The organism is Thalassovita mangrovi, from assembly GCF_009857745.1.
Lineage (GTDB): Bacteria > Pseudomonadota > Alphaproteobacteria > Rhodobacterales > Rhodobacteraceae > Thalassobius > Thalassobius mangrovi.
This window is the reverse complement of the sequence record NZ_WWEN01000003.1, coordinates 35,945-55,784: the sequence shown is the minus strand read 5'-3', so window position 1 is coordinate 55,784 and position 19,840 is coordinate 35,945. Positions and strand designations below refer to the sequence as shown.

The 19,840-nt window shown below is 64.2% G+C and carries 14 protein-coding genes and 1 tRNA gene; 8 read left to right on the top strand and 7 right to left on the bottom strand.

The genetic code is table 11. The features are described 5' to 3' along the window. Positions 1 to 278: 278 nt before the first annotated feature. Positions 279 to 355 (top strand) — tRNA-Pro (locus GR167_RS06825). A 79-nt stretch (positions 356 to 434) separates the two neighbouring features. On the opposite strand, the gene GR167_RS06820 is transcribed toward GR167_RS06825, so the two are convergent. From GR167_RS06820 to GR167_RS06805, 4 genes are read right to left on the bottom strand one after another with little or no spacing between them, the layout of a single operon-like run. Then, positions 435 to 1,136 (bottom strand): TetR/AcrR family transcriptional regulator, encoded by a 702-nt coding sequence (locus GR167_RS06820; RefSeq protein ID WP_160972723.1) that lies wholly within the window; start codon positions 1,134 to 1,136, stop codon positions 435 to 437. Then, a complete protein-coding gene (locus GR167_RS06815; protein ID WP_160972722.1) occupies positions 1,133 to 4,180 on the bottom strand; it encodes an efflux RND transporter permease subunit in 3,048 nt (1,015 codons plus the stop codon). The genes GR167_RS06820 and GR167_RS06815 overlap by 4 nt, the downstream gene beginning before the upstream one ends. Continuing rightward, a complete protein-coding gene (locus GR167_RS06810; protein ID WP_160972721.1) occupies positions 4,177 to 5,241 on the bottom strand; it encodes an efflux RND transporter periplasmic adaptor subunit in 1,065 nt (354 codons plus the stop codon). Before GR167_RS06810 ends, GR167_RS06815 begins: the two co-directional genes overlap by 4 nt. After that, positions 5,238 to 6,290, bottom strand: coding sequence for an efflux RND transporter periplasmic adaptor subunit (locus GR167_RS06805; protein ID WP_160972720.1), 1,053 nt, complete (start codon positions 6,288 to 6,290; stop codon positions 5,238 to 5,240). Before GR167_RS06805 ends, GR167_RS06810 begins: the two co-directional genes overlap by 4 nt. A 424-nt stretch (positions 6,291 to 6,714) precedes the next feature. On the opposite strand from GR167_RS06805, the gene GR167_RS06800 reads away from it, so the two are divergent. Beyond that, complete coding sequence (locus GR167_RS06800; RefSeq protein WP_160972719.1) at positions 6,715 to 9,426, top strand: ATP-binding protein; 2,712 nt, start codon at positions 6,715 to 6,717, stop codon at positions 9,424 to 9,426. Between the two features lie 17 nt (positions 9,427 to 9,443). Here the strand turns inward: GR167_RS06800 and GR167_RS06795 are convergent, their stop codons facing one another. After that, a complete protein-coding gene (locus GR167_RS06795) occupies positions 9,444 to 9,908 on the bottom strand; it encodes an Lrp/AsnC family transcriptional regulator (RefSeq protein ID WP_160972718.1) in 465 nt (154 codons plus the stop codon). 129 nt (positions 9,909 to 10,037) lie between these two features. Here GR167_RS06795 and GR167_RS06790 point away from each other — a divergent pair, with 129 nt between their 5' ends. Both GR167_RS06790 and GR167_RS06785 read left to right on the top strand, forming a co-directional pair. Continuing rightward, positions 10,038 to 13,445 (top strand): indolepyruvate ferredoxin oxidoreductase family protein, encoded by a 3,408-nt coding sequence (locus GR167_RS06790; protein ID WP_160972717.1) that lies wholly within the window; start codon positions 10,038 to 10,040, stop codon positions 13,443 to 13,445. A gap of 101 nt (positions 13,446 to 13,546) precedes the next feature. Then, positions 13,547 to 14,209, top strand: coding sequence for a glycosyltransferase family 29 protein (locus GR167_RS06785; RefSeq protein ID WP_160972716.1), 663 nt, complete (start codon positions 13,547 to 13,549; stop codon positions 14,207 to 14,209). On the opposite strand, the gene ocd is transcribed toward GR167_RS06785, so the two are convergent. Continuing rightward, positions 14,193 to 15,236, bottom strand: a complete 1,044-nt coding sequence (ocd, locus tag GR167_RS06780) for an ornithine cyclodeaminase (RefSeq protein ID WP_160972715.1) — start codon at positions 15,234 to 15,236, stop codon at positions 14,193 to 14,195. The genes GR167_RS06785 and ocd overlap by 17 nt on opposite strands. Continuing rightward, positions 15,233 to 16,162, bottom strand: a complete 930-nt coding sequence (gene rocF, locus GR167_RS06775) for an arginase (RefSeq protein ID WP_160972714.1) — start codon at positions 16,160 to 16,162, stop codon at positions 15,233 to 15,235. The genes ocd and rocF overlap by 4 nt, the downstream gene beginning before the upstream one ends. Before the next feature lie 141 nt (positions 16,163 to 16,303). On the opposite strand from rocF, the gene GR167_RS06770 reads away from it, so the two are divergent. The 4 genes from GR167_RS06770 to rpsD all read left to right on the top strand — a co-directional run bounded on the left by GR167_RS06770 (position 16,304) and on the right by rpsD (position 19,824). Next, positions 16,304 to 16,732, top strand: a complete 429-nt coding sequence (locus tag GR167_RS06770) for an Lrp/AsnC family transcriptional regulator (protein ID WP_160972713.1) — start codon at positions 16,304 to 16,306, stop codon at positions 16,730 to 16,732. Positions 16,733 to 16,875: 143 nt separating this feature from the next. Further along, positions 16,876 to 17,787, top strand: a complete 912-nt coding sequence (locus tag GR167_RS06765) for a lipid A-modifier LpxR family protein (protein WP_160972712.1) — start codon at positions 16,876 to 16,878, stop codon at positions 17,785 to 17,787. A 141-nt stretch (positions 17,788 to 17,928) separates the two neighbouring features. Further along, a complete protein-coding gene (locus tag GR167_RS06760; RefSeq protein WP_160972711.1) occupies positions 17,929 to 18,993 on the top strand; it encodes a Hint domain-containing protein in 1,065 nt (354 codons plus the stop codon). 210 nt (positions 18,994 to 19,203) lie between these two features. Continuing rightward, positions 19,204 to 19,824, top strand: a complete 621-nt coding sequence (rpsD, locus tag GR167_RS06755) for a 30S ribosomal protein S4 (protein ID WP_160972710.1) — start codon at positions 19,204 to 19,206, stop codon at positions 19,822 to 19,824. Positions 19,825 to 19,840 lie beyond the last annotated feature (16 nt).

Here is a 19,840-nt window from a genome sequence, read left to right as displayed (position 1 = left end):
TCATACTGCATTCACACGCGGTTCGGCATGATTGCCTCTAAACTCGGGAATTCCAAGCGCAATCGCTGCGTTTGGCCCATTTCCCTGGGCGAAGGTCTTGCGTTTTCTCCTTGGCAATGGGCTTGGGCAAGGAATCTTATGCCGAGGTGCAAAGCCTGTTCTTTTTGCGCGATGGGGTGCTTGACAATGCCCGGCGAATTGCCGATAGAGCGACCACTTCACGATTGCCGCCTGCAAGCAGTCCCGCGCTTGCGTTTCATAGGTCGGTCAATCCGGATCGGAGTGTAGCTCAGCCTGGTAGAGCACTGTCTTCGGGAGGCAGGGGCCGGAGGTTCGAATCCTCTCACTCCGACCATTAAAACAAGGCGCCTTCGGGCGCCTTTTTTAATTTCTGCGGTCGTTGAGCGTGGCGGGCCGCGCGGTGTGCCGGGCGGCTAGGCCCGGGGCGACGACATCCCGGTCCGGCGCGCCGTTTCGCTTCGGGTGATCAGGCTGTCGGCGGGCACGTCCAGCGGGGTGAAGGGGCGTTCGGAAACGCGTGCGGCCTCTGCCGCCGGATGGCCGAGCATCCTCAGCATCGCCGCGACGAAGGCCGGGATATCGACCGTTTCGCCGTCCCGCAGCCGCAGCATGATGGCGAGGGTGGAGGCCTGCAGGATGTCGTTCGCCATCTGCGGGGTCAGGTCGGCCGCGGCATCGCGGTCGATCACATCCCAAAGCAGTTCCTCGGTCGCCGCCGGAACCAGCCCGCCATTGTCGAAATTGCGCATCCCCAGCCGCGCGGTGAATTCCAGCAGCAAAGGGTGGCGCTGGATCAGGTCGATGAAGGCCTTGACCCCCTCGGCCAGGCGCTGCGACGGCGGGGCGGCGATATCCGAGGCCTGATGGACCATGGTGATCATTTCCACGCCAAGCGCGTTCTTGGCGGCCAGCAGCAATTCGTCGGTGGTGCGGAAATAGTTGTAGAACGTTCCGCGCGACACGCCGGCCTGCTGGATCACGTGCTCGATCTGCGCCGCCTCGGGGCCGCGTTCGGCAAAGACCAGGGTGGCGGCCTCGATCAGGCGGGCACGCATCCGTTCACGGCGCTGCTGGCCGACGCGGGTGCGGTGGTCGGGATTGTCGTCAGTGGTCATGACGCCCCCTTATCCGTTGGCCGCACCCGGTAGACCGCGACATAAAGCGCCGGGGCGAAGATCAGCGTGATCAGCGTACCGGCGATGATGCCGCCCATCATCGCATAGGCCATCGGGCCCCAGAACACCTGCCGCGAGATCGGGATCAGCGCCAGCGAGGCGGCGGCGGCGGTCAGCAGGATCGGCCGCGCCCGCTGGTCCGAGGCCAGGAACACCGCGTCCCAGCGGCTTTTGCCCTCGGCGATCAGGTCGTCGATCGCCTGCGCCAGGATGATCGAGTTGCGGATCAGGATGCCGATCAGAGCCAGCACGCCCAGGAAGGCGACGAAGCCCAGCGGCGCGCCCGAGACCAGCAGCGAGGCGACCACCCCGATCAGCCCCAGCGGCGCCACCGCCATCACCACGAACATGGTGCGGAAGCTTTGCACCTGCATCATGGTCAGCAGCAGGATGATGAACACCATGATCGGTACGGCGGCCATGATCGGCGCCTGGCTGTCGGCGCTTTCCGCTACGGTGCCGCCGACCGCCACGTCGAAGCCGCGCGGCAGGCTGTCCTGGAAGGCGGCGATATCGTCGGCCAGCGCCTCGACGATGGTGGCGGGCTGGTCCTCGGTCAGGATCGCGGCGCTGACGGTGATCGCCGGTTCGCGATTGCGCTGATAGAGGATCGGCTGTTCGGTCACCCATTCCAGCGTCGCGATCGACGACAGCGGGATCGGCACGCCGCGGGCGCCGGCGAATTGCAGGTTCTGCAGCGCCGCCAGCGAGGTGCGGTCCTCGGCCTCGCCGCGCATCAGGACGTCGACCAGGTCGCGGCCCTGGCGCAGCTGGGTGACCCGGCTGCCTTCGAACAGGCTGGCCAGAACCCCGGCGACGTCGGACTGCGTCAGGCCGAGCTGGCGCAGCCGCGCCTGATCCAGGTTGACCCGCACGACGCGCACCGGTTCGTTCCAGTCCAGGCTGATGGAGTGCAGCCGGTCGTCGCCGGCCAGCACCGCGGCCAGGTCGCGGCCGCGGTCGCGCAGGACATCGGCATCGGGGCCGGTGATGCGGTATTGCACCGGTTTGCCGACCGGCGGCCCCAGCTCGATAAACTTGGCGAAGAATTCGACGCCGAGCCGCTGATCGGAATAGTCGGCGATCGCCTTGGCCAGCCGGTCGCGCGCTTCTGCCCCGGTGGTCATGATCACCACCTGGCCGACATGCGGCCCGGCGGTGGGGCCCTGCAGGGTCAGCACGAAACGCGGCGCGCCGTCACCGACATAGGTGGTCCAGTATTCGACGCCTTCCTGCTGGCTCAGCCAGTCGTCGAAGGCCGCCATTTCGGCATCGGTGGCGAAGAAGCTGACATTCTGGCGCAGCGACACGTCGACCACCACTTCGGGGCGGTCCGAGGTCGGGAAGAACTGTTGTTCGACCTTGCCCAGCCCCACCACCGAGACGGCGAAAATGCCGATGGTCAGCGCGATGGTGAGATAGCGGAACCGCATCGCGAAACGCAGCATCACGTGGAACAACCGGCGCAGCGGCCCGGGGGCGGGATCGTGGTGTTTCCAGTTCTTCGGCAGGAAGGTGGCGCCAAGCACGGGGGCGAACATCACTGCGACGAACCAGCTGATCAGCAGCGAAATGCCGATGACGTAGAACAGCGAAATCGTGTATTCGCCCGCCGCCGATCCGTTCAGCCCGATCGGGATGAAGCCCGCCGCGGTGATCAGCGTGCCGCTGAGCATCGGCCAGGCGATCGAGGTCCAGGCATGCGACGCCGCCTTGCGCCGGTTGTCGCCCAGTTCGAGCCGCGAAATCATCGTTTCGATGGTGATCATGGCGTCATCGACCAGCAGGCCGAGCGCGATGATCAGCGCCCCCAGCGAAATCCGCTGCAGCGTGATCCCCATGATGTCGAGAACCACGAAGGTCAGCGCCAGCACCAGCGGGATCGCCAGCGACACGACGAAGCCCGCGCGCACGCCAAGCGACACGAAGCTGACCGCCAGAACGATCACCACCGCCTCGGCCAGCGCCTGAAGGAAGTGGCCGACGCTTTCTTCCACCACCTTGGGCTGGTCGGCGACCTTGTGGATCTCGATGCCGATCGGCAGGCCGGTTTCCAGCTGCTCCATCATCGCGTCGAGCTCTTCGCCGAATTTGAGGATGTTTTCGCCTTTGCGCATCCCCACGATCAGCCCGATGGCTTCCTTGCCGTTATAGCGCACCAGCGATTGCGGCGGATCGTCATAGCCTTCGGTGACCTTGGCGACATCGGCCAGGGTGAAGAAGACGCCGCCGATCCTGAGCGGCGCATTTGCCAGCGCTTCGACATCGTCGAACTGGCCGCTGACCCGGATCAGGATGCGTTCGTTCGCGGTCTGGATCGATCCGGAGGACACGATCTGGTTCTGCACGGCAAGCGCCTGCAGAACGCTTTGCCCATCAAGGCCCAAAGCGGCCAGGCGGGTGGCGGAGAATTCGATATGCACGACCCGGTCGCGGGTGCCGATCAGGTCGACCTTGCCGGCGGCATCCAGCGTCTGAACCTTGTCGCGGACCCGTTCGGCATAGGTCTTGACCTCGTCGGGCGAAAACCCGTCGGCGGTGAATACGAAGACATTGCCGAACACGTCGCCGAAATCGTCGTTGAAGGAAAACCCTTTGAATTCCTGCGGGAAATCGCCCCTGATGTCCGACATCAGGTTGCGTACGCGGATCCAGCGGGCATCGATTTCGTCGCCGCTCACATCGTCGCCAAGATCGACGTAAACCACCGTCTGGCCGGGATAGGTGACCGAGCGGGTGATATCGAGCCCGTCGAGTTCCTGCAACTTGCGTTCGATCCGGTCTGTGACCTGGGTCAGCATTTCCTCGGCCGTGGCGCCGGGCATCGAGGCGGCCACCACCATGGTCGGGATGGTGAAGGAGGGATCTTCCTCGCGCCCCATCGAGGCATAGCTGATCGCGCCCGCGATCATCGAGACGATCATCAGGAACCAGGTGAAGGAACGGTGGGCCAGCGCCCAGTCGGAGAGGTTGAAGCTTTTCATTCCAGACGGGCTCCCACGTTCTGGTTTTCGGTCAGGCTGTGCACGCCGCGGGTGACGATTTCATCGCCGACGGCGATGCCTTCGCTGACGACGACCCGGTCGCCGATCTCAGTGCCCAGGGTGACGGCAAGGAAATGAACCTGGCGATCCGCCCCTTCGACGCGCCAGACGCCGGGGCCCTTGGGGCCGTCGGCGATGGCGACGCGGGGCAGAGTGATGACCGGCGCGCTGACTTCGGCATAGGTCGCCTCGATCAGGCTGCCGATGCGGTAATCCTCGGGCGGGTCGTCCAGGGTCAGGCGCAGGCGGCGGGTGCCGAGGCCGGTTTCGGTCACCGGTTCGATGACCGACAGATGGGCGCCGGTGCTGGCGCTGTCATTGGCGTGGCGGCGCAGGATGAAGGCCGCGTCGGAGGGCAGCAGGCCGGCAAAGGCTTCGGGTACGTCGATCAGCGCTTCGCGGCCGACCGGATCGGCCAGCTTGACGACCGCGGACCCCGCCGACACCGTGGCGCCGGGGTCTACCAGTACCGACAGCACGATTGCGTCATGCGGCGCGCTCAGCACGCCGTAATGCGCCGCGTCCTCGGCCCGGGTCAGGCTGGCGCGGGCGTTTTCGGCCTCGGCGGCCATGGCATCGCGATTGGCGCGGGCGGCGTCCAGCACGGCGGTGCTCGCCACGCCGCGTTCGTTCAGCGTCTGGGTGCGTTCGAATTGCTGTTCGGCCAGCGTCGCCTTGGCCTCGGCGGCGGCCAGCGCCGCGCGCGCGCTTGCCAGGTCCTGTTCCAGCGTGACCTCGTCCAGCGTGGCCAACGTGTCGCCCTGCATGACCTGATCGCCCGCCGCAACCGGAACCGAGGACACCCGCCCGCCGGTGAGGAAGCCCAGGTTCGCTACATTTTCACCGGCGATCACTCCGGCGAAGCTGCGGGCGCGGGCCGGATCGGCGGTCACGATTTCGGAAATCACCGGGCGCGGCTCTGTTGCAGCGGCGGGGGCATCTTCGGCAAGGGCGGGCAGGGGAAGCAGGGCCAGCGCCGCCGCCAGGATCATCGGTTTCATTGGCTGTCTCCTGCGGGCTTGACGATCTTGCCTTCGTAAAGCGCCTGCGATCCGGCGCCGACCACCATCGTCCCGTCGGACAGGCCGCCGGAAATGGCGATGCGGTCGTCTTCGTAGCTGTCGATTTCGATCACGCTCAGATGCACGGCCATGGTGTCGGGGTCCACTGTCCAGACCGCCGGGCCGTCGCTGGTGGCGGAAAGCGCCGTCCAGGGCACCGAATGCAGCGGCGTGGTTTCGTGGCGGACATGGCCTTCGACCGTGTCGCCGATGCTGAGCCAGTCACCGGCGCCGGGCGGAAGCGCGGCGCGGACTTCGACGGTACCGCTGGAGGTCAGGACGGGGGAAATTTCGGTGATCGTGATGGTGACCGACGGCCCTTCCTCGGGCCGCAGTTCAACCTCGCTGCCGCGCATTTCCTCCAGTCCGGACATGTCGGGGGACAGGAACAGCGCCTCAAGCCGGCCTTCGGTGGCGAGGGTCAGGACTTCCTGACCCGGGCCGACGATTTCGCCGGGCTGGGACAGTTTGTCGAGCACGATCAGATCGTCGTCAGCGACGATGACGGTATCCTTGACGGCCTGTTGCGCGGTCTCAAGCCCGGCGGCGGCCTGGTTATGCGTCGCCTGCGCGCTCAGGAAGGCCTCCTCCGCCGCGTCGAGCTGCGATTGCGTGCCGACGCCGCGTTCGAGAAGGTTACGGGCGCGGTCGCGCGCCTGTTCGGCCTGGCGCAAGGCGGCTTCGGCCGCTTCGATCCCGGCCCGGGCGCCCGCGACCGCGGCCTCGGCCTGGGTCGCGTCGAGCCGTGCGATGATGGTTCCGGCCGGAACCCGGTCGCCGGTGTCGACGGCGATTTCCACGATGCGGCCGCTGGCGCGGAAGGCGCCGGGAAAGGAATTTGCAGCTTCGATCGTACCGACGAGCCGGCCGTCGATGATGTTGGGGGCGGCCTGCACCGTGACGATTTCGACGGGCAGAGCGGTTTCCGCGATTGCCGCGACGGGCAGGCAGGAGATGGCAATGGCGGTAAGGCAGGAAGGTCGAATCATGAAACCTCCAATTGGCTTGGTCGAAATGGCGAATATGTCATAATGACATTGGCGTCAATAATGCTGGCGGCGGCCGCCGTCCGGCGCGATCATAGCACCGTTCGTCGGCGCGTTGGCTGTCTTTGCGGCCTGTCCCCGGGGGCCTCCGGCCGCTGTTTCGCGGCAGGCAGACGGCCCCATCCGGATGCCTGAGCGTCAAGTGGCCTATAAAAGCGTCGTTTTTTGCCGTTTGAGCATGAGCGCCGGGGCGGATGTTTTACATTGGCGTGATCTGTTGGGTCAAAAAACAGGCGTTGAAAGAATCTTTCCCGAGGGAAGCATATTGATGCTATTGCAGACGAAAGCGTTCCCTCTAGGGTTGCGGCTATTGCTATTTATGAATTTCAAGATTGGCCTTGTTGTGGAAAAAAGGAATAGATGAACCGTGGGGTTGAAGGTTTCTTCGCAACTTGGCCTCCTGGTTGGGATTACGGTCAGCGCCCTGACGCTGGTCGGTGCGTTCTTCTTCGATGCCGTTTCGATGCTGGGCCGGGTCAATTCCGTCCGTGCCTATGAGGAAGAAATCCTTTCCCACGTCACGACGATCTATCTTTCGAGCAATGAAATCAGGCGGCTGGAAACGCGCATTCTGGCAAGCCGGTTCAACGGGGGGCTGGCCGATCTCGAACCGGACCGGCAAAGGATGGAGGCCCTGTTCGAAAACGCCCTTGCACATCTGACCGTCGCGGCCTCCGTCGTGAGTAACGATGAACGGCGTTCGATCATGGAAGAAGGGCTGAAGCAGATCGGCCTTTACCAGCGGATAGTCGACAGCCAACTGCAAAAGATCACCCGCCTCGGGTTGGGCAACGCCCAGGGACTTCTGGGAGAAATCGAAACGACCCGGTCGGAGATTGCCGAGAGGCTGAAGACGGTATCCCTGGCCGCTTACATGGTGATGCTCGAACAGTGGCCGGAACCGCGGGATATGGAGGCCGCTACGAGTGGCGGGTTGGCGAATGTCGATGCCTCCGAATTCCTGGCCCCGGTCAGGGCGGAGTTGCAAAATGCATCGCTTCCGGACAGTCAGGTTTCCGAGATTGAAACGCTGTCACGGCTGTATTTCTCCCAGCTTGAGGCGCTCAACGCGGTGAATGCCTCGCTGGTGAGTCTGCGGCGCAGTTCGGAAAAGCTCTATCACGGCCTGGGCGATCTGATGGAGGAACTGCGCGCGGATGCCCTGTACCGGGTCGAGGACGCCCGGTTCGAATATGACAGGATCAGCGGCCAGATGGTGACCATCATCGTCGCCGCGCTGCTGTTCGTGGCGGCCGGATCGATCCTGTCCGGGCTTTTCTTGGGCAAACGCCTGTCGCGGCAAATCAGGAATATTTCCGACATTTCGCGCCGGATGGCCAAGGGGGAAACCGGCATCGCCATTCCGCATCTCGATATGCAGAACGAAATCGGCGATATGGCCCGGGCGCTCAATGCGTTCGGCGAAACGGCGGAAAAGCTGCGCCAGCTCAATGTCGGGCTGGAGGAAAAGATCGCGGAACGGACCCGCGAACTGGAAGTCCAGACCCAGAGGGCGGAAGAGGGCAGCAAGGCCAAGAGTTCCTTCCTGGCGCATATGAGCCACGAAATCCGCACCCCGATGAACGGCGTGGTGGGATTGGTGGAAATCCTGTCCTCGACGGATCTGACCGACGGCCAGCGCCGGTTGCTGGAAACCATCAACGAATCCGCCGACCACCTGCTGCGGGTGATCGACGATATCCTCGATGTGTCAAAGATCGAGGCCGGAAAGCTCGACCTGGAAGAAGTGGAGCTCGATCTGCTTCAGCTGGTCGAGCGATCCATCGAAACCTTTTCGACGACGGCGCGCGCCGGAAACGTGAAGCTGTTGAATTACTGCAATCCGCGGGTGCCGCGCTTCGTGATCGGCGATCCGGTCCGGTTGCGCCAGATCATCCTCAACCTCGTCGGCAATGCGGTCAAGTTTTCGAAACGGGCGGATGGTCATGCCGGGATGGTGGAAGTCTATGCCGATCTGGATGACTGCGGCGCGATCCGCTTGCATGTCGTCGACAACGGTATCGGCATGTCGCAGCAAACGATTGACGGGCTGTTTACCGCCTTTCAGCAGGCCGACACATCCACCGCGCGCCAATTCGGCGGCACCGGGCTTGGGCTGAAGATCTCCAACCGTCTGGTGGCGATGATGGGTGGCAGTATCGATGTCGAAAGCACCCTGGGCAAAGGGTCCGAATTCACCGTCAATCTGCCGCTCAAAACGGCGGAGAGGCAGGAGGCCAGGGACGATCTGGGCGGTGCCCGGTTGCTGGGCTTTGTCGAGATTCCGGACAAAAGCGACTGTTTCCCGAAGTTCTTCCCGGCCCACGGGGCGAGTTTCGAAAGGATCCTGGATCGGCGGGAACTGCTGTCCTCGGTCGCGCAGGCCGAAGATGACCCGATCGTCCTGCTGGGCAGCTTTTCGGAAGGCGAAAACGACGCGCTGCTGGAAGACATTCGCGGGCTGGGCCGGGGGACGAAGGTTCTTGTTCTCGATCCCAGCCGCAGCACCGCCAAGGGGATGGTCAGCCCGGGGATCTATGTGTCCCACCGCCTGCCGGTGCATTTCGGCGATATCCTCAACGGTATTCAGGCGTTGCGCCAGGGGCAAAGCAGCCGCCCCGAAGCGCCCGGCAAACAGGCCGGAACCGATGCGCCGGCGCAGACCGGGGAGCTGCCTGTGCTGATCTGCGAAGACAACCGGATCAACCAGGATGTTCTGACCCGCCAGTTGCAGATGCTGGGCTATGCCTGCGATCTTGCCGGGAATGGCAAGGAAGGGTTGGAAAAATGGCAGGCGGGGCAATACGGGCTGATCCTGTCCGATTGCCACATGCCCGAAATGGACGGCTATGCGATGACCGCCGCGATCCGCGAAAAGGAAGCCGGAACCGGGCGGGCGAAGACCCCGATCATCGCTGTGACCGCGAACGCCCTGAAGGAAGAGCCGTCGGTCTGTTTCGCGGCCGGGATGGACGGCATCCTGACCAAGCCGGTCAAGCTCGATGACCTGAAGGCGATCCTTGAGGACTGGTATATCGCCGACCCGGCAGACACGAGCGATACGCGCGTTCCGTCCTGATGCGGGCCTGATCCGGGTCAGGCGTGGCGCGCCGCCGTCACGCCCTGATGTTTCAGCGAACGCAGCACCACGTTGCTTTGCGCGCTGGCGACGGCGGGCAGGCGGAACAGGAACTCTTCCAGGAACCGGTTATAGGCGTTCAGGTCGCGGCAGCTGACGAACAGGTGATAATCCGATTCCCCGGTGGTGGCATAGCAATCGCGCACCTCTTCCTTGTTGCCGATGGCGCTGATGAATTGCTGCAGCTTTTCCGGATCGTGCCGGGTCAGGTGGACATGCACGATGGCCTGGAAGCCTAGCCCGATCTTTTCGTCGTCCAGCACCACGCTGTAATTGCGGATCGCGCCGCTTTCCTCCAGTGCGCGCACCCGTCGCCAGCAGGAGGACGGCGACAGCCCCACCTGGTCGGCCAGATCGGCGTTGGAAATGCGGCTGTCGCGCTTCAGCAGTCGCAGGATTTTCTGATCGGTCTCAGGCAGCATGGGCGAAATTTCAGTTCGTATGTGATCCGTTAGTGAAAATAATTACCACAATAATCGCAAAACGCCCAGTATATTGACCAAATTTTCCGGCGCTTCTCAGGTAAATCTTCCAAAAAAGAGGATTCCGCCGTGACCCAACAGCCCCGCGCCTTCGACACCTATCAGCTTTCCGACCGTTACGACCGGCCCGCCGGGCGGGTGTTCCTGACCGGCACCCAGGCCCTTGTCCGGGTGCTGTTCGACCAGGCGCGCCGCGACCGCGACGCGGGGCGCAACACCGCCGGGTTCGTGTCGGGCTATCGCGGCTCGCCCTTGGGCGGGTTCGACCTGGAAATGTGGCGCAGCCGGGACAAGCTGAAGCAGGATCGGATCGAATTCCTGCCGGCGGTGAACGAAGACCTGGGCGCTACCGCCGTTCTGGGCGCGCAGCAGGCGTCGCTCAACCCGTCCTGCGAAGTCGATGGCGTCTTTTCCATGTGGTACGGCAAGGGGCCGGGGGTCGATCGGTCGGGCGACGCGCTGAAGCATGGCAACGCCTATGGCTCCGCCCCGAATGGCGGGGTTCTGGTGGTTGCGGGCGACGACCACGGCTGCGTGTCATCCTCGATGCCGCACCAGTCCGACGTCGCCTTCATGGCCTGGTTCATGCCGACGCTGGCCCCGGCCTCGGTCGCCGAATACCTGAGTTTCGGCGAATACGGCTACGCCCTGTCGCGGTTTTCCGGCACCTGGGTCGGGTTCAAGGCGATTTCCGAAACCGTCGAAAGCGGTTCATCGGTCGAATTGCAGCCCGACCGCGCCTTCGTGCAGCCCGATTTCACCGCGCCCCCGGGCGGGTTGCATGTGCGTACCGCCGACCTGCCCAGCCCGGAAATCGAAACCCGGCTGACCCATAAGCTGGCGGCGGTGGAAGCCTTCGTTGAAGCCAACCCGATCGACAAGCGCATCTATGATATCGAGGACGCCAAATTCGGCATCGTCACCGCGGGCAAGGCGCATCTGGACCTGATGGAGGCGCTGCGCCTTCTGGGGCTGGACGAGGAAAAATGCCGCCAATTGGGTGTCGATATCTACAAGGTCGGCATGGTCTGGCCCTTGGCGCGGCGCGATGCGCTGTCCTTCGTGCGCGGCAAGCGCGAAGTGCTGGTGGTCGAGGAAAAGCGCGGCATCATCGAAAGCCAGTTCAAGGAATATTTCTATGACTGGCCGGGCGACAAGCCGGAAAAGATGGTCGGCAAGCACCGTGCGGCGGGCGATCCGCTGCTGCCCTGGACCGGTGAGTTGAGCCCGCTGAAGCTGGTCGGCGTGGTGGCCGAACGGCTCGACCGGTTCTTCCCCGAGGAAGGGCTGGTGGAAAAGGCCCGCAAGCTGATCGCGGTGAAACCGCCCGTTCTGCAGGTGCCCGGCGCCACCCGCACGCCCTATTTCTGCTCGGGCTGTCCGCACAACACCTCGACCAAGGTGCCCGAGGGCAGCATCGCCGCCTCGGGGATCGGCTGCCACGTGATGGCAAGCTGGATGGACCGCAACACGATCGGTTACGCCCAGATGGGCGGCGAGGGCGTGCCTTGGGTGGCGGCGTCGAAATTCACCGGCCAAGGGCATATCTTCCAGAACCTGGGCGAGGGCACCTGGTACCATTCCGGATCGCTGGCGATCCGGCAGGCGGTCGCGGCGGGCACCAACATCACCTACAAGATCCTGTTCAACGACGCGGTGGCGATGACCGGCGGGCAGCCGGTGGACGGGCCGGTTTCGGTGCAGGGCATCGCCCAGACCTGCCGCGCCGAAGGGGTGGAGCGGATCGCGCTGGCCTCGGACGATATCGGCAAGTTCGACGCGGCCGATTTCCCGCCCGGCACCACCTTCCATCCGCGCGAAGACATGGACCGGCTGCAGCGCGAGCTGCGCGAGATCGAGGGCGTTTCGGTCCTGATCTACGAACAGACCTGCGCCACCGAAAAGCGCCGACGCCGCAAGCGCGGCAAGATGGAGGACCCCAAGCGGTTCGCCTTCATCAACGATCTGGTCTGCGAAGGCTGCGGCGATTGTTCGGTGGAAAGCAACTGCCTGAGCGTGGAGCCGAAGGAAACCGAATTCGGCCGCAAGCGCAAAATCAACCTGTCGAGCTGCAACAAGGATTTTTCCTGCCTCAACGGCTTCTGCCCCAGCTTCGTCACGCTGGAAGGGGCTGAGAGGCGCAAGCGCAAACCGGTCGACCTGGATGTCGCCGCGCATCTGGCAGGGCTGCCTAAGCCCGAACTGCCCGATCTCACCACCCCCTTCGACCTGCTGGTCGCGGGCGTGGGCGGCACTGGTGTCGTGACCGTCGGTGCGCTGATCACCATGGCCGCGCATCTGGAGGGCAAGGGCGCCAGCGTTCTGGACTTCACCGGCTTCGCGCAGAAATTCGGCACGGTGATCGGTTACGTCCGGCTGGGCGACAGCCCCGATGCGATCAACCAGGTGCGGATCGAGGAAGGATCGGCCGACGCCTTGATCGGTTGCGACGCAGTGGTGGCCTCTGCGCCCAAGGCGTCGGTGCATTACCGAAAAGGCACCCGTACGGTGCTGAATATCGCGGAAATGCCCACCGGCGATCTGGTGCTGCACCGCGATGCACAGCTGAAGATCGACGAGCGCGAAGCGCTGGTGCGGGCGACCGTGGGCGATGACAACGTGCTGTCGATGGATGCCAACCGGATGTCGGAACAGCTGATGGGCGACAGCGTGTTCGCCAATATCATCCTGCTCGGCGCGGCCTGGCAGAGGGGGCTGGTGCCGGTGTCGGAACTGGCGATGAAACAGGCGATCCTGCTGAATGGCGTGGCGGTGGAAAAGAACGCGCTGGCCTTTGACCTGGGTCGGATTTATGCCGCCGAGCCTTCGCTTCTGGCAACGATGCTGAAGCAAGAAGAACCGGCCGCGCAGGACCTGGAAACCGTTATCGACCGCCGCGCGGCCTTCCTGACCGATTATCAGGATGCCGCCTACGCGCAGCGTTTCCGTAACCGGATCGGCGCGTTGCGGCCACATCTGCCCGATGATCTGATCGCGCAGGCGGCGCAATCGCTGTTCAAGCTGATGGCCTACAAGGACGAATACGAAGTCGCCCGGCTGATGACGCAGCCGGACTTCGCTGCGCAACTGGCCGGGGAATTCCAGGGCGATTACAAGGTTCAGTACCACTTCGCGCCGCCCTTCCTGCCCGGGGCAAAGGATGCGCGCGGCCGCCCGGTCAAGCGCAGTTTCGGCGCGTGGATGACGCCGGTGCTGAAGGGAATGGCCCGGATGAAACGCCTGCGCGGCACCGCTTTCGATCCGTTCGGACGCACCGCCGACCGCAAGCTGGATCGCGACTTGCTGGCTTGGTTCGAGGAGGCGCTGGATCGCATCCCCGCCGCTTACCGTGTCGATACCCATGACCGGGTGCAGCAGGTGCTGGCCGCCCCGATGGAAATTCGCGGCTATGGCCCGGTGCGCGAAAAGGCGGCGGATGAGGTGCGGCGCGTGGTGGCCGAAACCGGTATCCTTTGATCGCGGGGCCAGATCACGGGTTTTCCTCGGCCCCCGGATAGGGCAATGTCGCGGGGCTTTGCTCCCCGCCCCTTAGGGCCTTGAAGACTGCCGGTTGCCAGATGTCCCAAACCCCGCCCCGCCCGATGATTCCGTTCTGGGACCGGATTCGTTTCCTGCTTGCCAAGCGCGCCGGGGATGAGGCCGCGCTGGCCGCTTTCGCGACCCCGTTCGCGGCGCTGGCCGATGAGGTCCGGGGCAAATCCGTGGCGCTGGTGGGCAATGCGCGGGCGCTGGCGGACACGCAGCAGGGGGCGCAGATCGACGCGGCCGATATCGTGGTGCGGCTGAACACGGCGCCGGGGCGAACGGACGCCAGCCACGGCGCGCGCACCGATTGGATTTTCACCTCGGTCCGCTTGCCGCAGGAAGTGCTGGACGACCTGACACCGGCCCGCGTGTTCTGGGCCAGCAGCAAGCGCAAGCGGCTGGATTACGCGCTGGCGCGGCGGCCCGGTTTCGTGCTGACGCCCTCCGCCCTGTCGCAGGACCTGATGGGCAAGCTGGGCAGCCGGCCCTCGACGGGCATGATCGCCACGGCCGCGCTTTGCGCCTTGCCGTTTGCGCAAATCCGCCTGCACGGGTTCGATTTCTTTTCCAGCCTGTCGCTGTCCGGCCGCCGCGCGGCCAAGGACGTGCCGCATGATTTCGACGCCGAACGCGATCTGATCCTGCAAATGGCGCAGGACGACCCGCGCCTGCAGGTGATCAAGCCGCGCGATTGACCATGCCGACCAGGTCGCGCGGATCGTCAGGGTCGGCCAGCATGTCCAGATGGTCGAAAAACGCCGTGCCCCTGATGCGGTCATGGATGAAACGCAGGGCGCTGAAATCCTCGATGGCGAAGCCGACGCTGTCGAACAGGGTGATCTGGCGCGGATCGCGCCGCCCCGCCGCCTCATTGCGCATGACTTGCCACAGCTCGGTCACCGGGTGGGTGTCGTCGAGCTGCTGAATTTCGCCCTCGATCCGGGTCTGGGGCGGGTATTCCACGAAGATGTCGGATCGCAGCAGGATATCGCGGTGCAGTTCCGTCTTGCCCGGGCAGTCGCCGCCGATTGCGTTGATATGCACGCCGCTGCCCACCATGTTGTCGGTCAGGATGGTGGCGTATTGCTTGTCGGCGGTGCAGGTTGTGATGATCTGGGCGCCCTCTATCGCCTCTTCGCCCGACCGGCAGGGAATGACGGTCAGGCCGCTTTTCGCCAGGTTGCGCACGGCCTTTTCGGTCGCCGCCGGGTCGATATCGTACAGCCGCACCGTGTCGATGCCGCAGATCGCCTTGAAGGCCAGCGCCTGGAATTCGCATTGCGCGCCGTTGCCGATCATCGCCATTACCTTCGCGCCTTTCGGCGCAAGGTAGCTTCCCACCAGCGCCGAGGTCGCGGCGGTGCGCAGGGCGGTCAGCACGGTCATTTCCGTGACCAGCAGCGGATAGCCGTTGGCGACGCTCGACAACACGCCGAAGGCGGTGACGGTCTGAAAGCCGTCGCGGATGTTTTTCGGATGGCCGTTGACGTATTTGAAGCCGTATTTGTCGGCATCCGCCGTCGGCATCAGCTCGATCACCCCGTCGGCGGAATGGGACGCGACGCGCGGGGTCTTGTCGAATTCGGGCCAGCGTTTGAAGTCTTCCTCGATATACCCCGCCAGGTCGCGCAGCATCGCCTCGATCCCGGTGGCGTTAACCAAGGCCATCATGTTGTCGACGGAAACGAAAGGCACCAGCGCCTTGTCGGAAGGTTGGGTCATGCGAAGCTCCGTGTCATGCGGTCCAGAACGCGGCGGCCGAACAGGCTGGCGGCCAGATCGGTCATCAAAAGCGCCGTGCGCCCGCGTTCGTCCAGGAAGGGGTTGAGTTCAACGAGGTCCAGCGATCCAACCAGCCCGCTGTCATGCAGCATTTCCATGATCAGGTGCGCTTCGCGGAACGTCGCGCCGCCGGGGACGGTGGTGCCCACGGCAGGCGCGATGGCGGGGTCGAGGAAATCGACGTCGAGGCTGACATGCAGGATGCCGTTCGTCGCCGCCACGCGGTTCAGGAAGGCGGAAAGCGGCGCGGCGACGCCGGTTTCGTCGATGGCGCGCATGTCGTGCACGGTGATGCCCAGGTCCGCGATCAGCGCGCGTTCGGCCGGATCGACCGACCGGATGCCCATCATGCAGATGTTGCGCGGATCGACCGGCGCGGCCAACGGCGGGAAGGCGTCGAAACCGGGCTGCCCGGTCAGGTAAGCGACCGGCGTGCCGTGCAGGTTGCCGCTTGTCGTGCTGTCGAGCGTGTGCAGGTCGGGATGCGCGTCGAGCCACAGCAGGAACAGCGGCCGGCCCGCTTCGGCAGCGGCGCGGGCCACGCCGCTGACGGTGCCGGCGGCCATAGAATGATCGCCACCCATGAAGACCGGCAGGTCGCAGTTGGTGGCGGCCTCATAGGCGGCCTGCGACAACACCCGGGTCCAGCCGATCATTTCGGCCAGGTTGCGCACCGCGCCGTTGCCATGGGCGACGGGCGCGGTATCGGGCAGGGCGACGTCGCCCATGTCGGTGACGTCCCAGCCCAGTTGCCGCAAGGCGTCGGGCAATCCGGCAGTGCGGAAGGCGGCGGGCCCCATCAGGCAGCCGGGTTGCGAGGCGCCGGTCTGCACCGGGGCGCCGACGATGTGACAGGTCGGGGTCATCGGAAATCCTGCGAAATTGCTGTTTCGCCCAAATCTGCCGATCCGGTTGACCGTTTTCAGAGGAAAAATTGGCCAAATTGATCGTTCACTTTTGCAAATTGAAATAGTAAGTTTCGAATTGAGAAATATCCGGGGATTATGATGTCCGACCTGTCCACCACCGACCGCCGCCTGATCGCCGCGCTGAAGGAAAATGCCCGCGCCTCGGTCACCGAATTGGCCCATATCGTGGGCGTGTCGCGCACCACGGTGAAGAACCGGATCGACGCCTTGCTGGCCGATGGGCGCATCCGCAAATTCACCATCGAAACCGATGCAGATTACCGCGATCAAATACGCGCCATCACCATGATCGAATTGCAGGGCAGCATGTCGCGCATGGTGATCCGCGCCCTGCGCAAGATTCCCGAGGTCACCTCGGTCCATTCCACCAACGGGTCCTGGGACCTTGTGGTGGAAATCCGCGCCGAAACCCTGCCGCAATTCGACCGGGTGCTGCGCGAAATGCGCGAGGTGAAGGGCGTGCTGAACAGCGAAACCAGCCTGCTGTTGAACAGCGTAACGGAATAGCAGGATTGTCTGGGCATGGTTCTTGCCACAGCTGCAACGGATCGGGCGAAATCGCCCGATTGTGGCTTCGCTGCACTAGAAATTCCCCGGCGGGTCGTTTACCAAGATGCGACGCTGGGGGGCGCTAAATTTGGGATGATCGCATGATCCGTTTCTTGACCGCCGCTGCCCTCGGGTTGCTGACCCTGACATCTCAGGCCGACGCCGGCGAACGCGTGCGGCTGGGCTATGGGCGGCTGATCAATAACGATTTCATCGGCGACACCCAGGACCGCTGGCGCAGCGGCTCCGTCGCGTCGAGCCGTATTTACGGCACCGGCTGGGACGGGGAACTGCCCGACCGGTTCGGCGAGTTGCTGGAATTCCGCTTCGGCGGTGAAATCATCGGTCCCGACAACCTGGTGTCCCCGGCGGCGGGCGACCGGCCCTTTGCCGGTATCCTGTCCTTCGGCATGCACACCCATTACCAGCAGCGCAAGGCCGAGATTTCGATGGGGCTGGACATGGTGATGACCGGCCCGATGACCGGGCTCGACGATTTCCAGACCACGCTGCACGACGTTCTGGGAGTCGAGGAGGCTTCGGACACCACGCTGGGCGGCCAGATCGGTAACGGCGTTCATCCGACCTTCGTGATGGAACTGGGGCGCGAATATATGCTGGGGCAGGCGGCGTTCCGCCCCTTCGTGGAAACCCGGATCGGCGTGGAAACCATGCTGCGGGCGGGCGCCGACATCACCATCGGCCAGATCGGCCGCGGCGAATTGCTGGTGCGTGATCCGGTCAGCGGCCAGCGCTATCGCACGATGCAGAATTCCGCCCCCGGGCGCACCTTCGTGATCGGTGCCGATATCGCGCATGTGACGGACTCGGCCTATCTGCCCGCCAGCCGGGGATACGCGCTGACCGACAGCCGCCAGCGGCTGCGCGCAGGGGTGCATTGGCAGGGCGAAAAAAGCAGCGGCTTTTACGGCGTGACCTGGCTGGGCGAGGAATTCGAGGGCCAGAGCGAAGGCCAGGTGGTGGGCTCGATCCGGCTGAACCTAGACTTTTGATACCTGTCGCAGGTTGGTCTGCGACGAAAACTGCGACCAATTGGCCGTTTTTTCATGCCTTTTTATGACTTTGCGGGTTTGCAGGGGCGTGCGCCTTGGATATACTTAAGTTTATAAAAAACGAAGAGGCAGGTATCAGGCATGGGAACGGGCTTTAGCGGCACGTTCGTCATTTCCTGGTCACAAACAAAAACAGACGGCATAGAAGCCGCCCCGGTGCATGCGCTGAGCGTCGGGACCGCATGGTCCTGGCATGGCAATGCGGTGAGGGTGGACGGGCCAACGGAACTGTTGCGTTTGGATCAGGCGGACGGAGAGGCCAATCTCCGCCGACGGGCTGCGCGTATGGTGCGCCGTCTGGTGGGGGCAGCGAAGCAGAACACGACCGACCTTGACGCGGTCGAGGTCGACGAATTGCTGACCGACAGCAATATCGTCGTCACCGACGGCACGCGGACTTTCACCCTGACGGTCATCGAAGTGGGCGGCGGGGCCTTGCCGCTGCTGATGTTCATGGGGCGGATACCGCCGGCGGACCGGGACTTGTGGGTGGTGCATCACACGCTGGATGCGATGCAGGCCAATCACATGAGCGCGGGCAGCGGCGGGGTGATCTGCTTTACCCCCGGCACTCGGATCGAAACCCCGAAAGGGCCGAAGCTGGTCGAGCAGCTGCGCGAAGGCGACAAGGTGCAGACCAAGGATAACGGGGCGCAGGAAATCCTCTGGATCGGCAGCCGCCGGATGACCGGGGCGCGGCTGTTCGCGATGCCGAAGCTGCGGCCGATCCGCATCCGCGCCGGTGCCTTGGGGGTGCAGCGCCCGGACGAGGAATTGCTGGTGTCGCCCGGCCACCGGATGCTGGTGCGCGGCGACGTGGCCCGCGCCCTGTTCAACACGCCCGAGGTTCTGGTGTCGGCGCGCGACCTGGTCGATGGCAACCGGGTCACCGTCGACACGCAGCTGCGCGAAGTGACCTATATCCACCTGCTGCTGGGCAACCACCAGGTGTTGTGGGCCAACGGGGTGGAAACCGAAAGCTTCCATCCCTCCAACGCGGCGCTGAGCACGCTGGAAGACACCGACCGGATGCGGCTGCTGTCGCGTTATCCGGAACTGGAACTGGACCCACATTCCTATGGCGGCTACGCGCGCCGCAACCTGAGCCAGTCGGAAGCGGCGATCCTGATGTACGAGGCGGCTTGAGGGCCCTGGCCCGGAACAGGGCGCGTTTTGCGTCCCCGGGCCACGATATCCTTGCTTGCATCGCTTGACTCTCCCCCAAACCCGGATATAAGCGCGGCTTCATTGGTGTTGGTGGCCCCCGCGAGGGGATGCCTGTCATGGGGAAACCCAAGAGGACAACGCCCTTCATAGTCGCCCATCGGGGCGACGCCCTTTAGAAGGAGATCAGCCGTGACCAAACGCACGTCTGCCAAGTACAAAATCGACCGCCGGATGGGTGAAAACATCTGGGGCCGTCCGAAATCCCCCGTCAACCGTCGTGAATACGGCCCCGGCCAGCACGGTCAGCGCCGCAAGGGCAAACTGTCCGACTTCGGCACCCAGCTGCGCGCCAAGCAGAAGCTGAAGGGCTACTACGGCGACCTGACCGAAAAGCAGTTCCGCCGCATCTACGGCGAAGCCGAGCGTGTCAAAGGCGATACCGGTGAAAACCTGATCGGCCTGCTGGAGCGCCGCCTGGACGCCGTCGTCTACCGCGCCAAGTTCGTGCCGACCGTTTTCGCTGCACGTCAGTTCGTGAACCACGGCCACGTCCTGGTCAACGGCCAGCCGGTGAACATCCCCTCCTATCGCGTCAAAGAAGGCGACGTGATCGAGGTCCGCGACAAGTCGAAGCAAATGGCCGTCCTGCTGGAAGCCGTTCAGCTGCCCGAACGTGACGTTCCCGATTACATCGACGCCGACCATTCGAAGATGACCGCAACCTTCGTGCGCACCCCGGGCCTGAGCGACGTGCCCTACCCGGTGATCATGGAACCGAACCTGGTCGTCGAATTCTACGCGAAGAACTAAGGGTTCTTCGCCGAAA